This window comes from Aquipuribacter hungaricus, assembly GCF_037860755.1.
GTDB classification, from domain to species: Bacteria; Actinomycetota; Actinomycetes; order Actinomycetales; family JBBAYJ01; genus Aquipuribacter; species Aquipuribacter hungaricus.
The window spans coordinates 1-775 of the sequence record NZ_JBBEOI010000488.1; the positions used below are offsets into that span (position 1 = coordinate 1).

Below are 775 nucleotides of genomic sequence, written 5' to 3' on the forward strand. Positions count from 1 at the left end.
GCCGACGCCCAGGGCGCGGCCGCCGCGGCCCCCGCACCCACCGGCTGGGGCGCCGTCCCCACGCCCGAGCTCGAGCAGCGCGCCGGCTCGGCCCTGCTGGCCGGCGACGAGGCCCTGCGGGAGTCCGAGCAGGAGCTCGCCTTCGCACGGGCCCAGTTCGGCGACGCGGGCACGGAGGAGTTCGAGCGCGCGGTCACCACCGCCCGCACCGAGCTCACCGCAGCCTTCGCCGCCCGCCACCAGCTCGACGAGCTGCAGCGGGCCCGCCCCGACGTCCCCGAGCAGGAGCGCCGCCGTCTGCTCGTCACGGTGCTCGAGCGGACCCAGGTCGCCGACGAGGCGCTCGAGGCCCAGGCGGAGTCCATGCGCCGGCTGCGCGACCTCGAGCGGTCCCTGCCGACGCTGCTGCCCGCCCTGGAGTCCCGCACCCAGGCCGTCCGCGCCGAGGTCGACCGCGCCGGGCAGCTGCTGGCCGACCTCGGCGCCTCGTACGACGCGGCCGCGGTCGAGCCGGTCCGCGACAACGCCCGCCACGGGCGCGAGCTCGTCGACTTCGCCGTCGCCCGGCTCGCCGAGGCGCGCCAGCACGTGGCCGCCGGCACCGCTGGCGAGGGTGCGCTCGCCGCCCACGAGGCCGAGGCCGCCCTGGCCCGCGCCGAGGAGCAGGCCCGCGCGGTCGCCGACCTGCAGTCCCACGTCCGCCAGGCGCTGGTCCAGCTGCCCGGCGCCACCGCCGACCTGCGCGCCGACCTGGCGCAGGCCGAGGCCGTCCTGG

The 775-nt window shown here is 79.7% G+C and carries 1 pseudogene; it reads left to right on the forward strand.

Annotated elements, in window-relative coordinates:
- A pseudogene (locus tag WCS02_RS20800) lies at positions 1-775 on the forward strand (hypothetical protein); the annotation flags it as partial.